At 35.3% G+C, this 26,445-nt stretch carries 20 protein-coding genes; 3 read left to right on the top strand and 17 right to left on the bottom strand.

Features of this window, described 5'->3' with window-relative positions; translation table 11 throughout:
• Window positions 1-8: 8 nt before the first annotated feature.
• From ACY0M5_RS15385 to ACY0M5_RS15375, 3 genes are all read right to left on the bottom strand, one after another.
• On the bottom strand, window positions 9-1,031 hold the full coding sequence (locus tag ACY0M5_RS15385) for a FecR family protein (RefSeq protein WP_156196602.1): 1,023 nt from the start codon (window positions 1,029-1,031) through the stop codon (window positions 9-11).
• A 5-nt stretch (window positions 1,032-1,036) separates the two neighbouring features.
• Entirely contained in the window at window positions 1,037-1,591 is a 555-nt protein-coding gene (locus tag ACY0M5_RS15380; RefSeq protein ID WP_124992736.1) for an RNA polymerase sigma-70 factor, read from the bottom strand.
• A gap of 226 nt (window positions 1,592-1,817) precedes the next feature.
• Complete coding sequence (locus ACY0M5_RS15375) at window positions 1,818-3,119, bottom strand: carboxypeptidase-like regulatory domain-containing protein (RefSeq protein WP_124992737.1); 1,302 nt, start codon at window positions 3,117-3,119, stop codon at window positions 1,818-1,820.
• 257 nt (window positions 3,120-3,376) lie between these two features.
• Between ACY0M5_RS15375 and ACY0M5_RS15370 the strand changes: the two genes are divergently transcribed.
• Window positions 3,377-4,096: a hypothetical protein gene (locus ACY0M5_RS15370; protein ID WP_461629740.1), complete on the top strand. Its 720-nt coding sequence runs from the start codon at window positions 3,377-3,379 to the stop codon at window positions 4,094-4,096.
• A gap of 69 nt (window positions 4,097-4,165) precedes the next feature.
• Here ACY0M5_RS15370 and nadA read toward each other — a convergent pair whose 3' ends face one another.
• Entirely contained in the window at window positions 4,166-5,092 is a 927-nt protein-coding gene (gene nadA / locus ACY0M5_RS15365) for a quinolinate synthase NadA (RefSeq protein WP_461629739.1), read from the bottom strand.
• A 103-nt stretch (window positions 5,093-5,195) separates the two neighbouring features.
• On the bottom strand, window positions 5,196-8,567 hold the full coding sequence (locus ACY0M5_RS15360; protein WP_461629738.1) for a two-component regulator propeller domain-containing protein: 3,372 nt from the start codon (window positions 8,565-8,567) through the stop codon (window positions 5,196-5,198).
• 95 nt (window positions 8,568-8,662) lie between these two features.
• Between ACY0M5_RS15360 and ACY0M5_RS15355 the strand changes: the two genes are divergently transcribed.
• Together ACY0M5_RS15355 and ACY0M5_RS15350 are read left to right on the top strand one after the other, a co-directional pair.
• Complete coding sequence (locus ACY0M5_RS15355) at window positions 8,663-9,418, top strand: copper homeostasis protein CutC (RefSeq protein WP_461629737.1); 756 nt, start codon at window positions 8,663-8,665, stop codon at window positions 9,416-9,418.
• 15 nt (window positions 9,419-9,433) lie between these two features.
• On the top strand, window positions 9,434-12,067 hold the full coding sequence (locus tag ACY0M5_RS15350; protein ID WP_461629736.1) for a transglutaminase domain-containing protein: 2,634 nt from the start codon (window positions 9,434-9,436) through the stop codon (window positions 12,065-12,067).
• A gap of 104 nt (window positions 12,068-12,171) precedes the next feature.
• Here ACY0M5_RS15350 and ACY0M5_RS15345 read toward each other — a convergent pair whose 3' ends face one another.
• The 12 genes from ACY0M5_RS15345 to pstS all read right to left on the bottom strand — a co-directional run bounded on the left by ACY0M5_RS15345 (window position 12,172) and on the right by pstS (window position 26,367).
• A complete protein-coding gene (locus ACY0M5_RS15345; protein ID WP_461629735.1) occupies window positions 12,172-13,353 on the bottom strand; it encodes a phosphopentomutase in 1,182 nt (393 codons plus the stop codon).
• 271 nt (window positions 13,354-13,624) lie between these two features.
• Window positions 13,625-15,238 carry an ABC-F family ATP-binding cassette domain-containing protein gene (locus ACY0M5_RS15340; RefSeq protein ID WP_124992745.1) on the bottom strand — a complete coding sequence of 538 codons (1,614 nt, stop codon included), beginning with the start codon at window positions 15,236-15,238 and terminating at the stop codon, window positions 13,625-13,627.
• 123 nt (window positions 15,239-15,361) lie between these two features.
• Entirely contained in the window at window positions 15,362-17,437 is a 2,076-nt protein-coding gene (locus ACY0M5_RS15335) for a tetratricopeptide repeat-containing sensor histidine kinase (RefSeq protein ID WP_461629734.1), read from the bottom strand.
• 120 nt (window positions 17,438-17,557) lie between these two features.
• Window positions 17,558-17,914: a hypothetical protein gene (locus tag ACY0M5_RS15330; protein WP_156196595.1), complete on the bottom strand. Its 357-nt coding sequence runs from the start codon at window positions 17,912-17,914 to the stop codon at window positions 17,558-17,560.
• 175 nt (window positions 17,915-18,089) lie between these two features.
• Window positions 18,090-19,076: an L-glyceraldehyde 3-phosphate reductase gene (gene mgrA, locus ACY0M5_RS15325; protein WP_124992748.1), complete on the bottom strand. Its 987-nt coding sequence runs from the start codon at window positions 19,074-19,076 to the stop codon at window positions 18,090-18,092.
• Between the two features lie 151 nt (window positions 19,077-19,227).
• Window positions 19,228-21,021 (bottom strand): sensor histidine kinase, encoded by a 1,794-nt coding sequence (locus ACY0M5_RS15320; RefSeq protein WP_461629733.1) that lies wholly within the window; start codon window positions 21,019-21,021, stop codon window positions 19,228-19,230.
• 20 nt (window positions 21,022-21,041) lie between these two features.
• Entirely contained in the window at window positions 21,042-21,731 is a 690-nt protein-coding gene (locus ACY0M5_RS15315; RefSeq protein WP_124992749.1) for a response regulator transcription factor, read from the bottom strand.
• Window positions 21,732-21,788: 57 nt separating this feature from the next.
• The gene (gene phoU, locus ACY0M5_RS15310; protein ID WP_124992750.1) at window positions 21,789-22,487 is read right to left on the bottom strand and encodes a phosphate signaling complex protein PhoU; all 699 of its coding nucleotides are present in this window, start codon (window positions 22,485-22,487) and stop codon (window positions 21,789-21,791) included.
• 49 nt (window positions 22,488-22,536) lie between these two features.
• A complete protein-coding gene (gene pstB, locus ACY0M5_RS15305; RefSeq protein ID WP_225441383.1) occupies window positions 22,537-23,394 on the bottom strand; it encodes a phosphate ABC transporter ATP-binding protein PstB in 858 nt (285 codons plus the stop codon).
• Entirely contained in the window at window positions 23,376-24,269 is an 894-nt protein-coding gene (gene pstA / locus ACY0M5_RS15300) for a phosphate ABC transporter permease PstA (RefSeq protein ID WP_156195935.1), read from the bottom strand. The genes pstB and pstA overlap by 19 nt, the downstream gene beginning before the upstream one ends.
• A gap of 19 nt (window positions 24,270-24,288) precedes the next feature.
• Window positions 24,289-25,143 carry a phosphate ABC transporter permease subunit PstC gene (gene pstC, locus ACY0M5_RS15295; protein ID WP_124992752.1) on the bottom strand — a complete coding sequence of 285 codons (855 nt, stop codon included), beginning with the start codon at window positions 25,141-25,143 and terminating at the stop codon, window positions 24,289-24,291.
• 153 nt (window positions 25,144-25,296) lie between these two features.
• A complete protein-coding gene (gene pstS, locus ACY0M5_RS15290; protein ID WP_461629732.1) occupies window positions 25,297-26,367 on the bottom strand; it encodes a phosphate ABC transporter substrate-binding protein PstS in 1,071 nt (356 codons plus the stop codon).
• Window positions 26,368-26,445 lie beyond the last annotated feature (78 nt).

Genomic DNA, 26,445 nt, shown 5'->3' with positions numbered 1-26,445 from the left:
GCAATAAATTATTTCAGCTCTTTTTTTATTGTAATTTGAGAACCACTCTTCTCATATGTCAGGTTATGTGGCCGGCATAAGTTTTCCAGAACGTCATTAAGAGGTGTTTTATTGAATGATGTGGTGATCGGTAAATTTTGAATTGCTGTGTCGTTAAATTGAATGTTAACCTGATAGGTTCGGTTAATAACCTTAGCCACATCCTGTAAACTCATCGCTTTAAAAACCATCAACTGAGTTTTCCATGAAAGATAGTTTTCATCGTTTTGTGTTCTTTTTTCCAGAAAATCTTCCTGTAAAACACCAAAATCACCCTTTTCAAGAATAATTTTATTATCAGGTTCTTTTGCAAGTGAGAATTGAACCTTACCCGATTCAACTAAAACTTCAACATGCTTATTGGAAGCATTCACGTTGAATGAGGTGCCCAAAACTTTAATTTCAGCATTGCCCACTGAAATGATGAATGGTTTGGCAGGATTTTTAGCAATTGAGAAAAAAGCTTCCCCGGTTAATTTTACCCTTCTTTCTTTTCCTGCAAATGATCTTTCGTAAACCAATTCCGATTTGCCATTAAGTGTTACAATAGAACCATCAGCCAATGTAATGGATTTACCACTTTCATTCAATTCCGATGAAATACTTTGGTAAGGAGCAAGTTTGTCATTGTAAATATGATATGATGCAAGTCCAAGGCCAATGGCAATAATTAGCATGGCTGCAATCTGTATGAGTTTTTTTGTGTTTTGGAGCGAAAATAAAGGAATTACCTTCGTGGTATTTGCCTTTTTAAAATCGCTTAAATTGGATTTTACCTCCGACCAGGCTGCGTCAACATTAAATTGTTGTTGAATTTCGTTAACCTCTTGAATTAGACCCAAATCTTTATCGGATGCAGAAACAATTTCTGCATACTCAGGATTGGAATCAATTAACTTTTCAAATGCCAATTTTTCCTCTGCACTCATCTCTCCACTAAGGTATTTTGAAATGATTTCCCACTCAATTTTATGTGATGTATTTTCTTTCATTTTGTTTATAGCACAATAATTCCAACGTAATCTTTTAAATTTTTTCGGAAGGCTTTTAATGCCTTTCCCATATTTGCTTCAACAGTTTTAACCGAAATTGATAACTTATCGGCAATTTCCTGATATTTTAAGCCTTCAAACCTACTCATTTTAAATATTTTACTGCAACGATCGGGTAAGTTTGCAAGAGTTTTTTGAACAATGTTGTAAATTTCTTTTTCTTCAACCGAATCTATTGGTAATGAGCTTTCCGGCTTGTTGTTTTTAATGTATTTTTCATACTGTGTTTTAACGCCTCTTTTACGCAAAACCTGCAAGCTATTAAAATAAGTAGCTTTGTAAAGGTATGCTTTTAGTGAGGTGTGTATTTTTAAATCTTTTCTGTTTTCCCATAACTGACAAAACAATTCCTGAACAATTTCTTCAGCCTGATTTGTGTCTTTCACAAAACGCAGTGCGTAATGACATAGTAAAGGGTAATATGCTCTGAATAATTTTTCAAACTCTTGTAAATTACCTCTTTGTATGTGTTTAAGTATCGTATCTGTATCTTCCGGCATTTTCGTATCTCTTCCCGTATTTTAAAAAGCTTGTAATACTTTCTAAGTTAGGATTTTTCAATCATTAGAGGAAAGATCTGCAATATTATTATTGATGAAAAGAACCGTTCTGAATATTCTCATGTTTCCCCAAGCATGAGTGAACGGTTCTTTTTTCTTGTTTTAAATTCAGTTGCTAATGGCTGTAGGATAACTAATTCAAGTATGTTTTGAATTCAAAATTTCATTATCTGGCTTTTCTTCTCAATTTCCGAATTGCCGACTCGATGGATTGGTCTGGCTCAATTGTATTGTATTCTCCCCAGAAATTAGCATCCGCAAAGTTGTTTACTTCTTCAGCCATTATTTGATTTGCTCTAAATTTATCATCTCCTCTAAAGCGCACAACATTCTGTTCGTCACGGTCGGTAATTGCAATTTCAGTCATTGCGCTATAGTTGGTGTTGAATAGTTTACGTTTCCAGTTGCATTTAAAATTAATCTCACCTCTGGCATAATTGAAATACCATTTGCCATCTTTTTCAGTATAGTTAACTATGTAATCGGCTGAGGTAGGAGTTACTTTTACACCTGCAGGTTTACGTTTAATAAACATTCGACTGGCTTCCTCTGTATTACTTAGGTTTAAGCTAAATTTTGCACTTGACAGGGCCAAATTTGTCGATTCGATATAAAGTAATCCGTAATACAACGGAATATCTATATTTTCTTTTTGCTTAAACTCAATTACGTAATGAATCTTGTCGTTAATTTTAGTAATTGATTTGATTGAAAAATTATAATTTTCGATAAAATCATCGGAAAGCAGATTGTAAGGATTTTTCACAACATCTAAAAGTAATGATGTGTTCGGTCCGCCCTGTAATTTGAACAATAATGTATCCATTTTCTTTACATCCTGACTTTTACGTCCTTTGTAAATTTGTACCTGATCATCTTTTAATTGTTTGTATCCCGCTTTGTGGATATTTACAATAGCTTCAGAAATAGCTACATAGGTTCTGTTTTTCTTAATTGTTTCGCGGTAAAAACCCTTCATCATATTTGGGTCTTTAGGGTAATTTTGACCGATTTTAGCCAAAATACTTTTTACTAAAAACAGAGGATCTAATGGGTAAATGTTAATTTGGTCCAAAGGAATAGTAACTGATTCCAGCTTCAATATATTTTTCTTTTCCTTTAATGAAGAAATAGAAACTTCAAGATTTTTGTATCCGATATAGGTGATTTCAATCTTGCTAACAGGAAGGTCTTTAGCAATTTTCAATAGAAATTCACCATCGCTGTTCGATACTGTAGCAACATTAACACCTTTAACAGCAATTGTTGCAAACATAAGAGGTTCATTTGTTTTGGAATCCTGAACTTTCCCTTTGTAAACATCATATTTTAAGGTGTCAATAACCTGTTGTACTTTAGTTTTTTCTTTCTTAACATTATTTCCCTCCGCTGCCATTGCATTGCTGAAAGAGAAAAACAAAAAGGCAGAAAGAATGATTGCGAAATAAAATCTAATTTTTGTTTTCATGGCGATTTATTTTATTTGATAATAATTTTAAAATTAGGAGAAAACCGATCGTGTATTTTCTTGCTTCTACTACTATGATGCTTTATGAATAAAATACCCTATCATTTTTTGATTTATTTTTTTGTTCGTGTTTTTTTACAAGCCTTATATGTTCTATATTTATCTAAAATGGCATAAATAATTGTTCACTGGCGAGGGTTATTATTTATAGATGAATGTGAAGGATATAATTTAATTAATATTAGCAGGCTTGGTTTATGAGAGTAGATTATTGTAAAGAGAATCTTATTTTAAAAGTATTCCCGACTGTAGGTGGCTGTTTTGAAGAAGGATGGAGTGTTCTGAAAAAACACTTTTTAATCTTATTACTTGCAATCATTGTTTCCGGAGTTATTGATATACCCATGGGATTTAATCAAATGGGATGGGATGACAGCGATTCATTTAAGATCGGTTTGGCATCGTTCAAATTTCTCGGATTTATCTATTACCTATTGGTTGTTACTCCATTTAGTTATGGTGTAGATTGGATGTTTTTGAAAGCATCAAGAAAAAAGGAACCTCAGTTTGAAGAAATTTTGAATGGGTTCAAGAAGTTTCTATTTGTGATATTAAGCCATTTGTTGGTGATTGGAATAGTTGGAGTAGGCTTCCTGTTTCTTATTATTCCGGGAATTTATTTGGTTTGCAAGTTGATTTTCGTTCCCTTTTTAATAATGGATAAAAAGGTAGATCCAATACAGGCTGTTAAGCTTAGCTTTTATTTGAGCAAAGGCTACTTTTGGACAATTTTTGGAATGGGAATATTATCATTCCTAGTCATTATTTTAGGACTTATTTGTCTGTTTGTAGGAGTATTGGTCTCGATAGTTTGGATACATTCAGCTTTTGCTGTTCTTTACAAAGCGTTAGACGATCTGCATTTTGAGGAGGCTTGTGAATTAGCAGGTATTTCTCCTGAAAGTATAAGAAACTAAAATTTCAATATTTACATTATAAGAAAGGGAGACCATTTTGATCTCCCTTTTATATTGTATGTTTTAAACTTATTTAATCAGGTGTCTCGATAAATCAAGCATTCGAACAATTGGTGCTTTTGCCTTTTCCATAACATCATCTGGTAAAATGATTTCAGGTTGTTCGTTTTTTAGTGCCAAGTATAACTTCTCCATTGTGTTCAGCTTCATATAAGCACAATCATTGCAAGAACATGTTTCATCTGCAGGAACAATTAAAAATTCTTTGTCAGGAGAATCTTTTTGCATCTGATGAAGAATTCCCGTTTCTGTTGCAACAATGAATTTTTTAGATTCGCTGTTTTTAGTGTAATCCAGCATGGCTGTTGTTGAGCCAACAAAATCGGCAAGTAATAATACCGGATGCGCGCATTCCGGGTGAGCAATAAGTACAGCATCAGGATTTTCAATTTTCATTTTCATGATTCTCTCCGAAGAAAGGATATCATGAACTTCACAGGCTCCATCCCAAAGAACCATTTGCCTGCCGGTTACTTCATTTATGTATCGCCCAAGGTTTTTATCAGGAGCAAAAATTATTTTCTGATCTTTAGGAAAGGATTCAACAATTTGAACAGCATTTCCTGATGTGCAGATCACATCAGATAAAGTCTTAATTTCGGCAGTACAATTGATATATGAAATAACAATATGGTCGGGATGAAGTGCTTTAAATTTACGAAAATCATCTGCCGGACACGATTCAGCAAGAGAACATCCGGCCTCTAAATCGGGCAGAAGTACTTTTCTTGTAGGATTTAATATTTTGGCTGTTTCAGCCATAAAATGAACGCCGGCAAACAAAATAATGTCTGCATCTACTTCCGAAGCCTTTTGCGCCAGAGCCAGACTATCACCTTTAAAATCGGCTATTTCCTGAATGTCAGGAGTTTGATAGTAATGGGCAAGAATAACTGCATTCTTTTCTTTCGCCAATTGAAGAACCTTATCTCTCATCAAGTAAATATTTGCTTAGTCTCTCGTTAGGTTAACAGGTGCAAATATCTTTAAATTATAGCGAAAATCAAACCATTACTATATGTTTTGGTATTTAAACAACTTATTTAGATCGGGGAATATGAAGGTGAAAAGTACTTCCTTCGCCCAATGTACTTTCAACCCAAATTTTACCACCATTCGATTCTACGAATTCTTTACATAGCAAAAGACCTAATCCTGTTCCTTTTTCGCCGGCAGTACCTGTTGATTTGTATTTTAAGTCGATACGGAAAAGTTTATCAATATTTTCCTTCGCGATGCCAATACCATGATCTGTAATTTGAACTTCCAGAAAGTCATTTTTATCTTGTATATCAATCTCAATCTGACTTTTTGGCTCTGAGAATTTTATTGCATTGTTAATGAGATTTCTTATAATTAAGCTGCACATATTTTGATCTGCAAAAGCGAGATTTTTTTCAGAATTGAGCAAAATAATTTTAATTTCTTTTTTTTCAGCTGATGCGCTGTACAAACAAATTGACTGCTCAACTAAATCAGTCAGGTTAAATATTTCAGCATGGAAATCAATTTTATTCGTTTGTGATTTTGACCAGGTCAAGAGATTCTCTAATAATGTATAAATGTGTTTTACCGATTCATGAACTTTCTTAATGCCAGTTCTTTTTTCCTGATCTTCCACTAAATCATAATTTTCATGAATCATTTCACTTATTGAAAGCAGACTTGTGAATGGATTTTTTAAATCGTGAGAAATGATTCGAAAGAACTTGTCTTTAGTGGCATTCAATTCTTTCAATTGCAGGTTTGTGCTTCTGATTCTTTCGTTTTGTTGAATTAGCAGTTTATTGGTTCTGGTATTAAGTAAGAATCGGTAAATAAAAATTGTAATTATCGTTCCAATTACTATTTCAAGAAGAATAAACCACCATGTCAGGTAAAATGGTGGAAATATTTTAATGAACAATTCTTTTGAATGTTCAGTCCATTGTTTGTCTTGATTCTGAGCTTTTACCTTAAATACGTATTTACCAGGCGAGAGATTGGAGTAGGATACATAGTTGCGATTTCCTGAATGAACCCATTTATTTTCCAAACCTTGTAATTGGTAAGTGTAATTAATCTTGTCTGTCGAAAAAGACGATAACGACGAAAATTCTATAGAGAAGAAACGTTGGGCGTACTCGAGTTCAATGCTGTCAGTGTAGGCAATACTCTTTTTGAGATAATACGAGTCGTTTGCTTTTGAATAATGAATAAGATTATTGGAATTTTTGACATTGGAATGTGAAACCCGAACTTTTTGTCCATGAATTTCGAGTTTGGTAAGGACAACATTATAGGTTCTTTCTTCAATGAATTTAATATTAGGATCGATTGCATTTAAACCATAAACGCCTCCAAAATATAATTTTCCACTTTTCCCTTTGTGAAAAGCTCCGCCATTAAATTCTTTGCTTTGTAATCCATCATCAACTGTAAAGTTTTTTACTGAGTAGTCTTTTGTTGAAAATCTGCAAATCCCATTATTTGTACTCAGCCAGAGGTTTCCAAAATCATCAGGCAATACTCCGTAAACAACATTATTGGGTAAACCTTCTTCCGTGCCAAAATGAGAAAACAGACCTGTTTTAGCATCAAAACGATTTAATTTATTGTTTGTTCCCAGCCAAAATATGCCATTCTTGTCTTCGTAAACAGAGAAAACAACGTTGTCGGAAAGACCATCCTTCCTGTTTTTATTGTATTGATAACTCTTAAATGTGTTTGTTTTTTTATCGTAAATATTTAAACCGCCTCCGTATGTGCCAATCCATAACAGGCCTTTTGAATCTTCATATATAGTTGAATAAATGAAGTTGTGCGATAGGCTTTTTGTATCTCCTTCAATATGTTTGTATTGTGTGAAATTATTGGTTTTGTCATGGTAACGACTTAAACCGCCTCGGGTTCCAACCCAAATAATTCCTTCACTGTCTTCAAAAATTACCCTGACAGAATTGTCACAAAGAGAAGTATTGTTATTCGATATGTGTTTGTATTGAGTTTTATGACCTGTAATTGGATTTAATTTGAATAACCCTTCACCATCTGTTCCTATCCAAATATTATTTTTCCTGTCTTCAAGCACTTTTCGTATAGCCGAATAGGGTGAATTATCTGATTTCCGCACATCGTAATGAACAAAACTATCCCTTTTTACGATGTATTTTGAAATGCCTTTGTTGTTTGTTCCAATCCATAGGTCGCCATTGTGATCTTCCCAGACAGACCATACAAAGTTGCTGACTAAACTGTTTTTATTTAAAGGATTATTTTTAAAAAGTTCAAATTTATGAGATTGAGGATCGTAGATGCTGATTCCAGCACCAAATGTTCCAATCCAAATAATTCCATTTCTATCCTCGTAAATACAGTTTATTGAGTTCTCCGATAAACTTTGAGGATCTGCAGAATTGTTTTGGTAGTGTGATTTTTGATTGGTTAATGGATTAATCCGATAGATTCCTGATCCAAATGTGCCAAACCATATTTCTTCATTGCTGCTTTTTAATATTGGTTTGTTTGTATTTATCGAAAGACTGTTAGTCACCTCGAACGATCTTACTGCTTTGTGGAAATTTTCAGAAGAATTATCTTTTCTGAATAGAGCATTATTGGTAACTACCCATAAGCCATTTGCCGAGTCTGGTAATATGTTTTCTATATGCAGTCCGTTTAAAAAGTTTTGTGCATCTACAGTTAATGAATTTTTTGAAATCGAAATCACACCATTGCTGGTTCCAACCCATAAATATTTATCGGTGTTTGCAAGACTTGTTACATTCCATTTTGAACCGGATTTTAGGAGTTCTATTTCTTTGAATGATTTTTGTTCTGAATCATAGTAAAAAAGTCCAAGCTCAGTACCAATCCAGAAGTTTTTACTGTCAGCAAGAAAGCAATTGATCTTTGAATTTAAACCTTTGGGATATTCATCCTTCTCAATAACTCCAAGTTTGGTATTTATACAGGTAATTCCTTTTAGACTGCCTACCCATAATCGATTGTTCTGATCTTCAAACAGGTGAGTGATTGTGTCATTACTTAACTGGCGGTTAGGTTCTATGCCTCTGTACTGTGTGAAAATTTCCGTTACCGGATTAAACCGGGTTAATCCTCCTCTTGAACCAAACCATAAGTTTCCAGTACTGTCTTCAATTATTTGCTCGATCCATTTGTAGGAAATACTATTGGAATCTTCAGGATTGCTTCTGTAAATTGTAAAATTTTTACCATCGTAACGATTCAATCCATCTTCCGTGCCAAACCACATAAACCCTTTCGAATCTTGAAAAATACAGTAGACTGAGCTGAGGGACAGACCTTCATTGATGGTGATTCTTTTGAACAGGATGTTATTCTGCTGTGAATAAAGGGTGAGAGTACAAAATAGCCCAACAATAAATAGAATCAGTTTCGATCTGGTCATTGGATGTAGAGGTTATAGTTCGTGATACAAATTAGTGAAAATTTATGATTGTTTAAATTGAATATGGATTCAATCTTTTTTATTACTATTATAAAATGAAAACATCTCTACTCGAAATATGTTGTTACTCTGTTCAATCGGCGATTATAGCAGAACAGTCTGGTGCTGATCGAATTGAATTGTGCACTGGCGTTCATGAAGGAGGAACTACTCCTAGTGCTTCATGTATCAAAATAACTAAAGAATCAGTTAGCATTCCTGTGCATGTAATTATCAGACCTCGAGGAGCCGATTTTTGTTACTCTGATATTGAGTTTGAGTGTATGAAGCTGGATGTAATTCACTGCAAAGAAATTGGTGTGAATGGAATTGTATCAGGTGTTCTGTTTCCTGATGGTAATGTTGATGTGGAAAGAACCAAGGAATTGATCGATTTGGCAAAACCAATGAATTTCACTTTTCACAGAGCTTTTGATATGGTGAATGATCATTTTAAAGCTTTGGAACAATTAATAGAGATTGGAACCGATCGAATTCTCACATCCGGAGGAGAACAAACTGCTGTAATGGGCACAGATTTACTTAAAAGTTTAGTTGAAAAGGCAAGTGGGCGAATAGTGATCATGCCGGGAAGTGGTATCAATCATGAAAATATATTGTGTTTAAAGCAAAATACTGGTGCTGAAGAGTTTCATTGTTCAGCAAAGTCTTTGGTGAGAGGGAAAATGGAATATCAGAATCCTAAAATTGCCATGGGAGGCGAAGAAAATGTGCCTGAATTTGAATTTTATGAGGCAGACTCCAAGAAAATTCGTAAAATTGTAAGCATCCTAAAAGCCGATGACAAATAACTAACTATTCTACTAATGAGGAAGATTTCTATCCTTCTGCTTGGTCTCATTTTCTTTTGGGGCTGTTCCGATGTACATTTTATTCAAGACAATGCAGTTCGTGCAAAAATTTCCAATCGATTCGAAAAACGAAAAGAATTTGCATCCAATAGGTCAAATGAACTTTTCTCGGTATTCCAAGAAAATATTACTACTGAAGAAAAAGAAGCATTGCAGTTTTTATATGCCTACATGCCTTTGTGCGATTTGGCCGATTACAATGGCGATTTCTTCTTAAAACAAGTTCGATCTTCATTTGAGGCCAGAGAAAGTTTTGAGTGGGGTAAAAAAGTGCCGGATGAATTATTTCGTCATTTTGTGCTGCCATACCGTGTAAACAATGAAAACTTGGATTCGGCCCGATGGGTTTTTCTGAAAGAGTTGAAACCAAGATTAAAAGGCATGTCGATGAAAGAGGCAGTGTTGGAAGTGAATCATTGGTGTCACGAAAAAGTAAATTATGCTCCAACAGATATTCGCACAAGCGGACCGCTAAGCATTGTGAGAACTTCATGGGGAAGGTGTGGTGAAGAATCAACATTTACAGTTACTGCCTTACGATCTGTAGGTATTCCTGCCCGTCAGGTTTATACTCCACGTTGGGCACATAGCGACGACAATCATGCTTGGGTGGAAGTTTGGACAGATGGGAAATGGTCTTATTTAGGCGCTTGTGAGCCTGAACCCGATTTGAATATGGGTTGGTTTACCGAACCTGCACGTAGAGCCATGCTGGTGCATACCAAAGTGTTTGGTGATTTTGAGGGAGATTATGAAGTTGTAAAGCGTTCAGATAATTTCACTGAGATTAATGTGGTGGAAAACTACGCTGATGTGAAGAAAATTTATGTGCAGGTCTTCGATCGATCAGGAAACTCAGTTGAAAATGCAAAAGTAGATTTTGGATTGTATAACTATGCTGAGTTTTATCCAATTGCGAGTAAGAATACCGATTCTGATGGAATATCTTTCCTCACTACAGGTTTGGGTGATCTGCTTATCTGGGCTGGTAAAGAGGGGGAGTATGCTGGCAGGAAAATCAGCGTAAAGCAAACCGATACGCTTTGTTTGGAATTGGGTCGTGGTTTTTATGGAGAGCAAATTGCCGATTTAAATATGGTTCCTCCGGTTGAGCAAGATCCTTATTCGGTTGATGAGAGCGAAAAGAAACAAAATGATATTCGTCTGTCCTATGAAGATAGTATTCGAATGCAATATAGAACCACTTTTATAGATTCAATTACTGCCTGTAAATTAGCTGATGAAAAATCTTTGGATGCAGGAATGATCTGGAACAGCTTCAAGAAAAGTCAGGGAAATTGGAAAGAGATTCAGAAATTTATTAAATCTACATCTGAAGGAAATGGTGCAATTGCAGTTGATCTTCTTAATTTAATTGCTTATAAAGATCTGCGTGATACGCGATCTGAAATACTGGAAGATCATTTGAGTAATACGATCGGAAAATATAAGTTGGAAGATTACAGTTCCAAGGAGTTTTATTTGAAATATGTTTTGAATCCAAGAATCAGCAATGAGTGGTTAATTGCTTACCGCGGATACTTGCAAAAGGCGTTTCAAGATAAATTTACCGGCGAGCGATCTGAGATAGTTGAGCAAATTAAACAATGGATTTTAGATGAAATACAAATCACCGAAGAAGAGAATTATTACAATCTGCCAATTACTCCAAAGGGTGTTTATGAGCTGAGAATCTCAAATGCTGAATCCAGAGATGTATTTTTTGTAGCACTTTGCCGAAGTTTAGGGATTCCTTCGCGTTTGGAGCCAGCAGAAAAAGCACCGCAGTATTTCGATGGTAAAGAATGGTTGAATATTTATTTTGAGAAACAAATAATTAATCAGCCAATTACGGGTTTTGTGATGTTGAATAAAACTGCAAAGGATTTTGATCCTGCTTATTATATGCATTTTACAATCGGAAAAATGATTGATGGTGTTTATGAAAGTCTTGATTATGGCTGGGATTCTAAATTATCCGATTTGCCTTCAAAACTGGAATTGGAAGCCGGGAAATATAGGTTGGTAACAGGCAAACGTGGTGTTGACGGAACTGTTTATGCACATTTGAATCATTTTGAAGTTTTTAAAAATCAGACTACTAAAATTGATTTGATATTCAGAGATCCAAAGGTTGAGAGTAAGATATTGGGTCATTTGGATATTAACCTGAAGGTTTTTAATGATAATGGGGAAAGTGTAAGCCTTAAATCATTAGAGAAGCAGGATGCGATTGTTTTGATGTGGCTGGAACCAGAAAAAGAACCAACCCGACATTTAATGGAAGAATTTAAAGATATCAGAAAGAGATATCAGGAATGGAATGGTAATATTGTTGTATTGCAGGCAGAAGAAATTTCTGATGAAAACTTAACAGACGCTTTTTTTGCTAATATGCCATCAAATTACAAGCTGTATAAAGATAAAAACAATGAGTTGATTATACAGGCTAAAAAGGAGTTGAGAATTACAGGTAAAGTTGAGAAGCCATTGCTATTGGTTTTACATTCCAATGGCGATATTCAGTTCGCTTCCCGCGGATATAAAATTGGGATTCATGAGCATTTGCTCAAAATTTTGGAAAAATAATCTAAAACAGGAATCTCGTGAAGGAATAAAAAAAAATGCCGCTTCAATTATTTGAGGTGGCATTTTTATTTTGAAAATATTGTTTTATTTTTTGTTGTAAAAGTCTAATTGTAAAGTTCTTCTGCAAAACTGCCTTCTACCTTATTCCCCAATAAAAGTTCTTCAATAGTAGCAGCAATATCAGTAAAAGAGGTTCTGGTTCCCAAATCAACATTTTGTTTGATATTTTTACCAAACACCATTATTGGAATGTACTCTCTTGTGTGATCAGTTCCAGGGTAAGTGGGATCACATCCGTGATCGGCAGTCAGAATTAAAATTTCATCGTCCTTTAAATTTGCCTGAATTTGTGGCAAATAACGATCAAATTCCTCCAAAGCAGCTTTGTATCCTTCCGGATTTCTACGATGTCCAAACATCATATCAAAATCGACGAGATTCGTGAAGATCAAACCTTTTGAATCTTCTTTTAAAGCAATCAGAGTTTTGTTGATTCCATCCTCATTATCCTTATTGGTTCCGCGGGAGTCGGTAATTCCTTGCCCTGCAAAAATATCTTTTGTTTTACCAATACCGATAACATCTAATCCGCTTTCGCTTAGGCGATCGAGAACAGTAGGAGCGGGTGGCGTAACAGAATAATCGTGACGATTTGCTGTTCTGGCAAAATTTCCTTCACCGCTTCCCAGGTACGGACGTGCAATTACACGCGCTACAGGTTCATGTTCGGAGCAAATTTCCAAAGCGATTTCACAGGCCCGGTACAATTCTTCCAAAGGAATAATTTCTTCGTGAGCAGCAATCTGAAAAACAGGATCGGCAGAAGTATAAACAATCCAGTTACCGGTTTTCATTTGTTCTTCTCCGTATTCGTCAAGAATAGCAGTTCCTGAAGCAGGCTTGTTAGCCATTACTTTTCTGCCGGTTCTTTCTTCAAATAATTGAATGGTTTTTTCTGAAAATCCATTCGCATAGGTAGGGAAAGCACGTTCCAGCTTAACTCCGGCAATCTCCCAGTGACCGGTTGTTGTATCTTTGCCCTTGGAAGCTTCGGCAGCTTTTCCGTAGGCTCCGTTTGTGTTGTTGCTTGATGCAACACCGACAATGTCAGTAAGGTTGCCAAGACCTAGTTTCTGCATATTTGGTAAATTAATACCATTACAATGTTTGGCAATATTTCCAAATGTATTGGAGCCAACATCTCCAAATTCTTCAGCATCTGGTAAATATCCAACGCCAGCGCTATCCAGCACCACAATTGTAGCGCGTTCTATTTTAGGAATCATAAACTTGTGTTTAAAGTGTATAAAATATACTGATGAAGGGTTGTTTAGGTAGTGAGGCAAAGTTAGTAGAACAATTATAAATTAGCAATTAATAATTATAATAAATGTTCTTGATTGGACTATGAAGAAGGTAAAAAATATTTTGTGATGATCTTTCGTGCGGGTATCTTATTTGTATTATAACTTGATGAGTTTTCCTTAACTCAAGAATAAAAGAATCCCCCAAACAAATAGATGTCCGGGGGATGAGATATATAGGTTTAATTTAGACTTAATTGTATAAGTTTTCTCTTTGCTCTTTAATTTTCTCGCTGGAAATATAATCATCGTAATCCATTAATTTATCAATGATTCCATTAGGAGTTAATTCAATAACACGAGTAGAAATTGTTTGAATAAATTCGTGGTCATGAGACGACATCAATACAGTACCACCAAAGTTGATCAATGAATTATTGAATGATTGAATCGATTCCAGATCAAGGTGATTGGTTGGTGTATCCAAAACCAACAGGTTGGCATTTTTCAACATCATTCTGGAAACCATACAACGAACTTTTTCACCTCCCGAAAGAACATTTGCTTTTTTGTAAATATCCTCACCAGAGAAAAGCATTTTGCCAAGGTATCCTCGAAGATAAACTTCGCTGGTATCACTTGAATATTGAGCTAACCAATCGATTAAAGTAATTGGTTCCTGAAAGAATTCAGTATTGTCAAGAGGTAAATATGCTGGTGTAATCGTAACTCCCCATTCATAATTACCACTGTCTGCTTTTTCTATTCCGTTGATGATATCGAAAAGGGCAGACATTGCACGAGGATCTCTGGAAAGGAATATCACTTTCTCACCTTTTTCGATCGTGAATTCTACATCTTTAAATAGAACTTCTCCATCCAGGCTTTTACTTAAACCTGAACAAGAGAAAATTTTATCTCCGGCTTCACGTTCCTGCTGAAAAATAATACCGGGATAGCGGCGGGTAGAAGCTTGAATATCTGAAATATCCAATTTTTCGATCATCTTTTTTCGGGAAGTTGTTTGCTTCGATTTGGCTACATTGGCACTGAATCGGGCAATAAATTCCTGAAGTTCTTTTTTCTTCTCTTCAGCCTTTTTATTCTGATTTGCCTGCTGACGGGCAGCTAACTGACTGGATTCGTACCAGAAGGTGTAATTACCTGAAAACATTTTAACTTTTCCAAAATCGATATCAACAATATCAGTACATACTGAATCTAAAAAGTGACGGTCATGCGATACCACAATAACTGTATTTTCGAAGTTGGCCAGATAATTTTCCAACCACATTACTGTTTCAAGGTCAAGATCATTGGTAGGCTCATCGAGAAGCAGGTTGTCCGGGTTTCCAAAAAGTGCCTGTGCCAATAATACACGAACTTTTTCCTTACCACTCAGTTCTTTCATTAGCTTGTAATGAAGAGCTTCTTTAATGCCCAAACCGCTTAATAATTCTGCTGCTCCGCTTTCAGCATTCCAACCATCCATTTCAGCGAATTGTTCTTCCAGTTCCGATGCTTTAATTCCATCAGCTTCCGAAAAATCGGGTTTTGCGTAAATATCATTTTTTTCCTGCAATACAGCCCACAATTCTGAGTGACCCATAATTACAGTATCTAGAACTGTAAATTCATCAAATTCAAAGTGATTCTGCTTTAAAACCGCCATTCTTTCACCTGGTTCCATCGATATCGATCCTGTTGTAGAATCCAACTCACCAGAAATGATTTTTATTAGGGTAGACTTACCAGCACCATTTGCACCAATAACTCCGTAGCAGTTTCCAGGAGTGAATTTTATATTAACATCCTGAAAAAGAGGTTTTTTACCAAATTGAATAGATAAATTTGAAACTGAAATCATACACTTATTTCCTTTAATTATTAAGGCTGCAAAATTAGTGATTTTTATTTTAGATCTAATCCGATTGTAGGATTAACTTTTAAGTAATTTTTAAAGAAGGGAAACCAGGGCAAAAAAGCAGGATTAATTTGCATTTGCGTTTGAAGAAAGAATGGTTGAAATTTCATTTGTATTTTCGGCAGCAGGAATTGTAATCCGGAAGGTTGTTCCCAAATTTAAAGTGCTCTCAACCCGTATTTCTCCTTTGTTTTGTTCAATAAATTGCTTGCAAAGGAGTAAACCTAATCCATTTCCTTTTTCGCCATTGGTTCCATTATAAGATTGAGAATGGTCTATTTCAAAAAGATGCGCAATTTGATCTTCAGAAATTCCTATTCCGCTATCTTTTATCCACAGTTCAACGAAGTTATCACTTTGATTTAGGCCGATCGCAATAACTCCACCTGGCTTCGTGAATTTTAGTGAGTTGTTAATTAGGTTACGAATTACTGTATCCAGCATTTGGCGATCGGCAAAAACCATAACGGTTTCTTCAAGTAGTAATTGTAGATGGATGTTTTTTTGTTTTGCTACACTCGAATAGGTTCGAAGATTATTTTCTAAAAGTGGTTTAAGAGATATAATAGCAGGTTTGTATGGCAGTTTACCCGATTGATTTAAAGACCAGGATAGAAGATTGTCGGTTAGACTCAATACATTATTTATGGATTCTTCCATGTCGTGGCAACTTTCCTCGAGTAATTGATATTTTCTTTGCTGAATAAAAATTTTGATCAACTGAGCAATATTATATACAGATGCTAAAGGAGAGCGCAGATCGTGCGAAATGATTTGAAACAACCTGTTTTTGGTTTTGTTGGAATCTGATAAAGCCTCGTTTTTTTGGTCTAAGAGAGTTTTATGCCATTGAATCCTCTCATTTTGCAATTGCAGTAATCGATGCGTTTTTTTATTTCTATAATACGAACGGACAATAAAAATAGCGTAGCCAAGCAGTAAAATCAACAATACTATTAAACTGTTTCGTTGCCACATTTTACTCTTGTTCTCTTTTTCCAATAAAGTAATTTGCGTTTCTTTTTTCTCCGATTCATATTTTTCCTGAATCTCAGCAATTTGTTTTAGATTTTCATGGTTGAAAATACTGTCTTTTAGCAATTCATAATTTAATATATAGTGTATTGCACTATCTGGCTGGTGCAATTGTGCGAAAATTGCGAAAAGCTCCCGGTTGCAATCTTTCTGATATTCAATGTTTTTTGTCTCTATTGCAAGTGCAAGTGCTTTTTTACGATATTCTAATGCTTTTTGATAGTTGTTTTGTGCATAAAAAACATGAGCAAGACTATTAATGGTAGATATTATTAGATTTTTATTTCCTATTTCTTTCTTTAACAGCAAGCTTTGATTTAAATATTCCAAGGCCATTGAATCTTGCTCCATTTCCATGAAGCAAGAACCTATATTGTGATAGGTTTGGGCAAGTTGGTACTTGTTGGGTTTCTCTTTTAAAATTTCAAGATTTTTTTTGTAATAATTTAATGCTTCTTGAAAATTATTCTGAATGGAAAGTATGTTGGCAATATTTGTATTTGAGGTATACATGAAAGAAATTTGATTCCCCTCTTTGTAAATTTTTTCAGCCTTGTAGTAATATTCAAGAGCCTTGCTGTATTTTTTTAAATTCTTGTATATGAGTCCAATGCTATTGTATGATGAGATTAGCTCAAAGGTATTGTTGTTCTTTTCGAAATATTCCATGCAAGTAAATAAATCAACAATAGCCAGATTGTATTTATTCATATTTCGATAAACAATTCCTCTGTTTAAATAGGTATTGTTGATGCCAACAGAATCCTCAGATATTGCAAATTTATCAAGAGCTTTATTAAAAAAAGATATTGACTGAGTATATTCTTCTTTACGAAAATGTACTAATGCAATACGAATGAGGGCATTTCCAGCTCCCGAGTAATTTTCGGATTCTTTTGCATATTCAATTGTTTTTTTTGCGTAATGAAGTGCTTCAACTGGTAATTTACGATAGTTCTTGCCTGTCCATTCATTTAAGAATTCAATTTTTAAATTGATATCTGAAATAGAATCTAATTTTTTGTCAACAGAATAAAGCTTTTGACTGAAAAGCAAGGGGTTCGTAGTAAATAAAAAAAAGATTGATAACAAGCTAAGTTTTCTCATATGAAATTCAGTCAAAACTATTGACCAATTTAAGGTAAAAAATATGAATGACAAAAAACAAAAATGTGAAGTGTGCTCACTTCGTATTTTGTCATTCATTGAGAAGTGGAATAACTATAACTATGGAATCGTTATTTCTGCATCATCATAATTAACATCTGTACCATTGTCTGCAACAGGGTTTCCTACAGAAGAATCCCCAGATAATGCTTGCTTAACAATCATATTCACTTTCTTGATTTCATCTGTAGGTTCTTGTTTTACAGGAACGGCAAATTCAACAATATCCGTTTCTAACGAACCGTTAGTGGTTACAGTAGCTGTTACTGACCATACTTTTTTTCCGTCTATCTCTATAAGTCCTTGTTCTATAGAACTAAGTGCGTAGTCTTTTGGTAAAGAAACTACGGAATTAATAGTATAAACTCCAGTTGATGCTGATTTTGTAAGGTTTACGAAGGGTTTAAATAATTTCATATGTTTTTAATTTTAAGTTTTTGCCATATGGAACTTACCATGCTGGAATAATCATCTCCCTGTGTGTCAGAATATCCTTGGCATGGACGTTTCATAAGTAAATGTTCGTTTGTGATTATTAATTTAAAGTAAACATTTACGAGCATTAAGAAAAAATGTTAGTATTCAATTAAATTTAATTCAATATTTTCTGAATAGCTTCCAATTCCATTGCTTCAAAATGTAAATTTGCAACAGAATTTATGTTTTGGTCGAGTTGATTCACCGAACTTGCGCCAACCAAAACCGAAGTAATTCGTTTATCTTTTAGCAGCCAGGCAATTGCCATTTGGGCTAAACTTTGTCCTCGCTTTTCGGCGATTTCATTCAGAGCTTTAACTTTATCTATTACTTTTTCAGTAATCTGCTCTTTTTGCAAAAAACCATGCGATTTGGCTGCTCTCGAACCTTCAGGAATCCCTTTCAAATATTTATTGGTCAACATTCCTTGTGCCAAAGGAGAGAAGGCGATGCCTCCAATTCCATCTTCTTCCAGAACATCTAACAAGCCATTTTCAACCCAACGCTCAAACATCGAATATTTTGGCTGATGAATAAGGCAGGGAGTTCCCAGTTCCCGTAATATTCTTGAGGCTTCGCGTGTTTGATCGGCACTGTAATTTGAAATGCCAGCATACAATGCCTTACCCTGACGGACAACATGATCCAGTGCCATCATGGTTTCCTCTATGGGTGTATTGGGATCGGGACGATGAGAATAGAAGATATCTACATAATCGAGTCCCATTCTTTTCAAACTTTGATCCAGGCTTGAAATTAGATACTTACGCGACCCCCAATCACCATATGGCCCGGACCACATTTTATATCCTGCTTTAGTCGAAATAATCATTTCGTCACGATATAGCTTTAAATCTTCTTTCAGAATTTTTCCAAAATTTTCTTCAGCAGAACCTGGAGGTGGTCCATAATTGTTGGCCAAATCGAAATGGGTAATTCCCCGGTCAAAGGCATGAAAAATAATCTTTCTGAACTCATTATAGACATCTACATGTCCGAAATTATGCCACAATCCTAAAGAAATTGCAGGCAGTAATAAACCACTTTGCCCACATCTTCGGTAGGGCATATCATCATATCTGTTTTCAGATGCTTTGTACATAGTTATTCAAATTTTATACGAAAAGTGAAGATAGTAAGAAATGTTTAAACATGTTCGAATGTGAGCGAATCAGAATCGAATATTTCAATGAGAACAAGCTAAAACAAAAAAACCACAGAAATTTCTGTGGTTTAAAATATAGTATGAGTTTTTATAAAGTTTTTTTCAAGGAGAAAAAGAACTCAATCCCCTTTTCTTTTCGTTTTTTAACAAATATTCTTCCTTTGTGATAGGCAACCGCATTTTTCACGATCGATAAACCTAAACCCGTACCACCCATTTTTCTTGACCGGCCATGATCTCCGCGGTAAAACCGTTCAAAAATACGTGGCAAATGCTCTTCTTTTATTCCAATTCCATTATCGGTAACCGAGAAGTAATGGTAATTTGTATCTTCGAAATAATGTGTGAGTTTAATTTTACATCCTTCTCCGGCGTATTTTATCGAGTTATCTATTAAATTTCTGAAAATAGAATCCAACAATTCCGAATTACCTTTTACTTTAAGATCCGAAGGGAAGTTTAGTTCAATTTCCATTTTTGTTTCTGCCAGTTTTAATTCAAAATCGGAGAGCATCTCCTGAACCATTTCTTTTACATTCACCTCTTCAATGGCAAACAATTCATTGGCTTCTTCAATTTTTGTGAGAAAAGAAATATCCTGAATTAAATTCGATAAACGATTAATCTGCAGACACGAACGTTCAATGAATTGTACTTTTTTGTCTTCATCCATAGTCGGATTATCCTTAATGGTTTCCAAAAATCCGGAAACGGCAGTTACAGGAGTTTTTAGCTCGTGTGCTATGTTCAAAGTCATTTCCTGTTTAATGGTTTTTTCGTTTTCCATTTTGGTGATGTCGTTTACCGAAATTTCGAAATTACCGTCGGTAAAAACAACTACTTGGAAAAGAAACACTTTATGTCCGATTGTAATGGTTTTTTTCGTACTGATTATATCGACGTTCGGGATGTAATTTGTTCCCAGTTTTTTGATGTTTGTATCGATAAAATCAGTGATTTCTTTTAATTCCGGAAGCTCGAACAGTTCCTGATAGTTATGACTTGAAATGTGAGCCAAATAATTGATGTAATCGATAAAATGACTGTTCCATAGAATCAGGTTCTTTTTTTTATCAAATATGGCAACACCTTCCTGTGCAATCTGAAGGTGCATAATCAACTTTTCTTTCTCCAGACTAAGAGCCTCGGTTGTTTTTGTTAGTTTGCGGTATATTTTTACAATCTGGTGACTAATTTCACCCAATTCTGTTTTTCCAAAATCCTCATTTGGATCAATTTCTCTGTTATGGGCGGCATTAATGGCAAATTTTCGAAGTTTTGAAATCGAATTTCCAAAATGCTCTGTAGCGTAAATCAGAAAAATTACGGTAACACCAAACAAACCAAACAGAAAATAGAAAAACAGAGTGTTGGCCTTTAAAAAGCTGAGTACACTTTCGTTGATTGGAAGAGCTGTACGAACAAAATATTCGTAGTAGTTTTTTGAATAATAGTAATAGGATTGTCCGGTAGAACCAGATAAACGAATGTTGCTTCCTTTTTGGGAATGCAATGATTTCTGTACTTCAGGTCGGTTGATGTGGTTATCCAGTCTTTCAATGTTTTCCACATACGAGTCGTAAACGACCTTACCTTTTGCGGTGATAACCGATATTCTTATGTCTTTATCAGGCATTAAGGCACGCAATGTGTCAACTTCCGAAAAATTAAGAGTTTTATTCAGTCCTTTTTTTTGAATTAGCTCATGTACCTGTTGTGTATAAATATTAAGAGCATATTCCAGTTTCTCTCTTCGATACAAACGTTCCTGACTGTATTGAAATCCTCCAATTAACACAGAGAATATCAAAACAATAAGAAAGAAGAAAAAGAACAATCTCTTTTTGTATTTTGAACCGGATTTTTGAATGAGTTTTTGCATGAAATTATAGATTAGGGTCATCAATTTGTTCTAGGTTCAAAATAGTAACCATAGCCAGATTTTGTTTTAATGAATTTATGATATTCACCAATTTTTTTTCTTATTCGTCTTACATTAACATCCACTGTTCTGTCGCCAATCGAGCTGTCATTCGCCCAGATAATACTCATTATTTCGTCTCTGGAATATATTCTTCCCGTATGACTGATGAGCAATCGAAGTATTTCGTACTCGGTTTTTGTTAAACCGATGTCTTTTCCATCGATACACACTTTTTTCGATTCCGATATCATTTTCAAATCTTCGAATTCGAAAACAGCATCTTCTTTTGAATCAGAAAAAACGCGTTTGCAAATTACATTAATTCTTGCAATAATTTCTTTTACCGAGAAAGGTTTGGATACATAATCATCTGCTCCCGCATTAAAACCAATAAGTTTATCTGCCTCGCTTGTTTTCGCTGTAATAAAAAGTATTGGTTTTTCTGACAGATCAGGATTTCTTCGAATTATTTTTGCTAAATCGAGCCCTGAAATTTCACCCATCATAATGTCTAAAAGGAAGAAATCGTATGTTTTAAGCTCTAATTTCAAGGCTTGTTCTGCAGAATAGGCAACATCTACATCAAATCCTTCCTGTTTAAGGTTGAACTGGAGGATTTCGCATAAATCCTCTTCGTCATCAACTACTAATATTTTTAAATCCTTCATGGTTTTTAATTAAAAAAGTTGAGTTTCAAGTTTTAGTAGTTCACCAACTTTTATTGCTTATAATTGATCCTCTTCAGGCAACTCCATATGGCGCAAATCAATGCCTTGCTGGTAATAAATTGCCGCTTCAGCAATATTTGTTGCATTGTCTGCTATTCGCTCGATATTACCTAATATGCTGTTGAAATTTAACAGATTGAAAATTTCGGTTGGTTCACTGCTTTTGGGTGAATTTTTTCGAACCATTCGTTTCAAAATTTTCGATTGCATTTCGTCAACGATCTCATCATTTTTAATGGTCCAGATAGCATATTCACGATCCCCGTCCTCAAAGGATATTAATGCTTTTTTAACCATTTCTGCGCTTATCGACAGCATGTTTAAAACCGAATCTTTATGATTCTCATGAATTGTTGGCGGCTCCATTTTATGGAAAAACCGCATGATGTTATTCAGCTGATCACCAATTCTTTCAATATGGCCAATCATTCTAAAGTAAGAGACTAAAAGGCGCAAATCGCTTGCCATGGGGTGTTGCAAACCAATTGTTTCAATAATGTTGTCACTCATTTTTATTTCGAACTGATCAATTTTATTTTCGTTTTTTTTAAACGTGTCTATCAGTCCTTTTTCTATTTTATCCAAGCCATGATTGACCACCTCTTCTAAAATATCAAACTGTTGAAAAAGCAGTGTTTGCATTTTAGCGAAATCATTATCAAGCTTATCGAATTTTTTATCTTTTTTGATTGACATTGTATGTGAATTTGTTTTGTTAGTATGTGAATCGGGCAATTAATGAAAATCAACCAAATTTTCCGGTTAGGTATTCTTCAGTACGCTTGTCCTTAGGCATGGTAAACATCTGTTTGGTTTTACCATATTCAACCAATTCGCCTAAATACATAAACATTGAATAGTCTGATATTCTTGCAGCCTGCGACATGTTGTGCGTAACCAAAACAATTGTAAAATCCTTCTTCAGTTTTACCAGCAGATCTTCAATTTTTGCTGTTGCAATCGGATCCAATGCAGATGTAGGTTCATCCAACAGGATAATTTCAGGAGTGTAGGCAAGTGCCCGTGCAATACAAAGGCGTTGCTGTTGTCCTCCCGATAGAAATGTTCCTTTGTTGTGAAGGGAATCTTTTACCTCGCTCCACAAACCAACCTCACGTAAAGATTTCTCAACAATTTCATCTTTTTCTTTTCTTTTCAATTTAATTCCATTTAAAAGATAACCAGCAATTACATTGTCGTAAATACTCATAGTCGGAAAAGGGTTTGGACGTTGAAAAACCATTCCAATCTTTCTTCTCAGTAAAATAGGATTCATCTTATAAATATCTTCTTCGCCAAGATAAACAGAACCTTTGTTGTGCGTATCAGGATACAATTCGTGCATTCGGTTAATGGCTCTAAGCAATGTGCTTTTACCACAACCCGAAGGTCCCATAATTGCTGTGATTTTATTTTTTGCAATTCCCGCAGAAACATCATTAATCGAATATTTGTCTCCGCCGTAGGAAACGGAAAGTTTATCGATGTTTAAAATAGGAGATTCTATTTTTTCAATTGGGTTTTGCATCATGTTGTTGACTTTATAAGGTTGTGCTTTTACTTCAGCTTCTACTTCTTTTTTTTCTAATACTGTACTTTCCATCTTTTTGCGATTGCTTTAGCGGTAAGATTTAAACATAAAATCAAAATTAACAGGAACAAGGATGCACTCCAAATCATATCTACAAGGTTTGGATCGTTGTAAAACTCCCAAACCAATAGGGGAATAGCACTTGATGGTTCTGTAATATCTGTGCTGATTGCAGCACTTCCCAGAGCTGTCAGCATTAATGGAGCCGTTTCTCCCGCAATTCTTGATATACCAAGAATCACGCCCGTAAGAATTCCGCTGATACCTGATGGAAGCACGACTCTTAGCATGGTTTTGTGATAGGGAACGCCTAAAGAAAGAGCGGCTTCCTTTAGAGTTCCAGGTATCATTTTCAGCGTTTCTTCCGTTGAGCGAACTATCGAGGGCAACATCATGATTGAAAGTGCCACACTTCCTGCTAAGCCGGAAAAGCCGGCAGTTATTGGTTTCACCACCCAAATGTATCCGATAACACCAAGTACAATGGATGGAACTCCTTGCAGCATGTCTACTATAAAACGAACCACACCGGCAAATTTACCTTTCGAATTTTCGGCCAGATACATGCCGCAAATAATCCCTACAGGAATAGCAATCAATGAAGCCATTCCAACAATAATTAATGTGCCGACTATTCCGTTGGCTATACCGCCGGGAATAATTTCATTGTTTTTAACAGCAACCATTGCCTCCATGGTATCTGGTGCAACTTTATAAAAGAAGCTGATGTTAATTTGTTTGTATCCCTTTTTTATCAACTCGAAAAGGATAAGAAAAAGAGGGACACTTGAGAGAAATGCCAAAAATATAATTGCGTAGGTGAATAGCTTATCCTTAAGCAATCGCCTGTTTAGCTTAGCATTCGATATTTGAGCAGATGTATTCATTCTATATATCTTATTACGGCTAAGCCGATAATTTTTTCATGATTAATTTGCCGATGTAGTTCACAATACCTGTAATTACAAATAAGAGCAATCCTATTTCAACCAATGAGGTGTATTTTAAACCATCGGCTTCACCAAATTGATTGGCGATTAAACTTGCCATAGTGTTTCCTAAATCGAAAATTCCGGTTGGGATTTTGTTGGAGTTACCAATCAGCATGGTTACTGCCATTGTTTCTCCAATTGCTCTTCCTAATGCAAGAATGTATCCTGCAAATATTCCTGATCCTGCATTGGGGATGATAACCGTTTTTACAACTTCAAACCGGGTAGCACCAAGAGAATATGCGGCTTCTTTTAAACTGCCCGGAACCATTGAGATCACTTCCGATCCAAGAGAGGATGCGTAAGGGATTATCATGATTGCGAGAATTATGGATGATGTAAAAATACCAAATCCCTGAGCGTTTAGCCCCAAGTCGGTAATTATGGGTCGTAAAGCATAAAATCCCCATAAACCGTATACAACGGATGGGATACCTGCCAACAGATCGATCACGGATCGTAAAAAAGATGGTAATTTACCATTCTTGAAATATTCGCCTAAAAACAGTGAGATGGAAAAGGCGAATGGAAATGTTATTAGTAATGCCAGAACTGAAGTGACCAGCGTTCCAATAATAAAGGGGAGAGCACCATACGATTCTCTTCCTTGGGTTGGATTCCAGTCTGTTGAATAAATAAAACCAAAACCAAATTCTTTAAATGAGGGGATTGATCCAATAAATAAGGTAGTTACAATCCCTATAGCAATCAGTACTATCAAAACACCACTACCAATTAAAAGATATCGAAATATTTTTTCGCTGTTCATAAGCTTTGAACGGTTCCTGTTAAATGAAGAACTTGCTTCCAATTGAGAAACTGTTTAAAAATAAATTTAAACAGCTTCTAAGTCTGGAGAACTTTTTATTGTACGAATACAAATAAACTGGAAGCAAGTTCAATATTGAAATTAATCAGTTTGTTATTTTAAAGACTTACCATTGTAGGTAACAGTACTCAAAACAGCTTTTGCTTTCGCAACCGCAGTTTCAGGAAGTGGTGCATAATGAACTTTTGTAGTTTCTTTTTGCGCATCAGCACTAATTGCCCAATCAATCAATTTTATGGTTTGAACAGCCTGATCAAGACTTCTGTTCTTGTAATTCTGCTCCTTGTAGATGATCAACCAGGTAAAACTTGAGATAGGATATCCATCAACAGCATCAGTGTTTGTTAAACTAACACGTGTATCGGCAGGCATTTCACCTTTTGCCGAAGCACTTACCGATTCAACAGAAGGCTTAATAAAGTTGCCAGCTAAATTTTGAATGCTTGCAACAGGAATGTCTTGAGCAAATGCATATTCCGATCCGATATAACCAATTGCACCAACAGTTTGGCTGATGGTTCCGGCAACTCCAGGATTTCCTTTTGCACCTATTCCAACAGGCCATTGCAACGCTTTTCCTGTACCAATTTTTTCTTTCCAATCAGCACTAACTTTGCTCATGTAATCGCTGAAAATGAAAGTTGTTCCACTTCCATCAGAACGGTAAACTACAGTAATGGCTAAATCGGGTAAGTTAATACCAGGATTTACAGCTGCAATTTTAGCATCGTTCCAGTTTGTAATTTTACCCATGAAAATACCTTCCATCAGTTCAGGAGTGAATTTTAGTTCTGGTTTTTCAGGAAGGTTGTATGCTGCAACAACGGCACCTAAACAGGTAGGAATATGAAGAACTTTACCCGGCATTTCAGCCAATTTGGCATCGTTTAGAAATGCGTCACTAGCACCAAAATCTACAATTTCATCTTTCAGACTGCGAATTCCTCCGCCTGATCCGATTCCACCATAAGTAACCAGCAAACCTTTTTCTGATGAGTAGTTTTTGAAAATTTTGTTGTAAAATGGTTGTGGGAAAGTTGCACCGGCACCGGTAATAGTTTCCGCTTTCTCAGCAGTTTTTGCTTTTTCTTTTCCTGAGCCTCCACAACCAGCCATAAGGGCAATGGCAATAACAGCAGTTAGAAGCAGTTGAAATTTTTTCATCTTTTTAAGATTTTAGTTTAGAACTATTGTTCTTGTATTTATTAAATTATTTATATTTCACTCTTAACAACAGAAGAG

The organism is Labilibaculum euxinicum (assembly GCF_963678175.1).
GTDB classification, from domain to species: Bacteria; Bacteroidota; Bacteroidia; order Bacteroidales; family Marinifilaceae; genus Labilibaculum; species Labilibaculum euxinus.
This window is presented reverse-complemented; position numbering and strand designations above follow the sequence as displayed.